Genomic DNA, 793 nt, shown 5'->3' on the forward strand with positions numbered 1-793 from the left:
TGGGGTGCGGCACGGTTCGATGAGACAGACGGCTGCGGTAGAAGTCACCGCAACCGGAGGTCAGATCCATGGATCAGAACCAGAGCTCCAAGCCCGAGGAGGCGCCGGCGTGCGCCCAGAACGCTGACGCCGGCGCCTCCTCGGGCGCGGTCGGGCCGGAGCGCCGCTTCTCCGCGCAACGCAAGCTCGCCGCCGTCAGCCGCCTGCTGCGCGGCGAGCCGCTGGAGACCGTGGCCCGGGAGCTCAACGTCACCGTCGCTCGTCTGAGCGAGTGGCGCGACCGTGCCCTGCTCGCGGCAGAGGCGGCGATGAAGGAGCGCGAGCGCGACAGCCGCGACGAAGAGTTGCTCCGCCTCAGGGCCAAGCTCGGCGAGATCACCATGGCCAACGAGCTGCTGGAGCAGAAGATCGCCGTCCTCGAGGGTGGCCGCCCTTTGGGGCGTCGGAGGCCGAGGCGATGAGCCAGGCCGTCTCGCCGGCCACGGGCCGGCGCTATGGCATGGCCCAGGTCGCCCGGGTCTGGCATCTCTCCCGCGCCACGGTCTATCGCCATCGCGTGGCAGCCAGCGCCGAGCCGCCGCCCTGTCCGGCCCGCCGCGGCCCACTCGGGGCCTGCTCCGATGCCGAGCTGCTCGAGCACATTCGCGCCCAGATCCTCGGCTCGCGCCTGCATGGCGAGGGGTACAGGAAAATCTGGGCCCGTCTGCGCCATGCCGGCATCCGCACCTCGGCCCGGCGGGTCCGGCGGCTGATGCGCCAGCACGGCCTGCTCGCGCCACACCGGGTCGGCCGC

2 protein-coding genes are annotated in these 793 nt (G+C 72.8%); both read left to right on the forward strand.

Annotated features, from left to right (window positions below; all coding sequences use genetic code 11):
• Positions 1-68: 68 nt before the first annotated feature.
• On the forward strand, positions 69-461 hold the full coding sequence (locus Q7A36_RS40320) for a transposase (RefSeq protein ID WP_305109412.1): 393 nt from the start codon (positions 69-71) through the stop codon (positions 459-461).
• On the forward strand, positions 458-793 hold a 336-nt coding region (locus Q7A36_RS40325), incomplete at its 3' end, for an IS3 family transposase (RefSeq protein WP_305109413.1). The genes Q7A36_RS40320 and Q7A36_RS40325, both read left to right, overlap by 4 nt.

Source organism: Paracraurococcus lichenis, from assembly GCF_030657435.1.
Classification (GTDB): domain Bacteria; phylum Pseudomonadota; class Alphaproteobacteria; order Acetobacterales; family Acetobacteraceae; genus Paracraurococcus; species Paracraurococcus lichenis.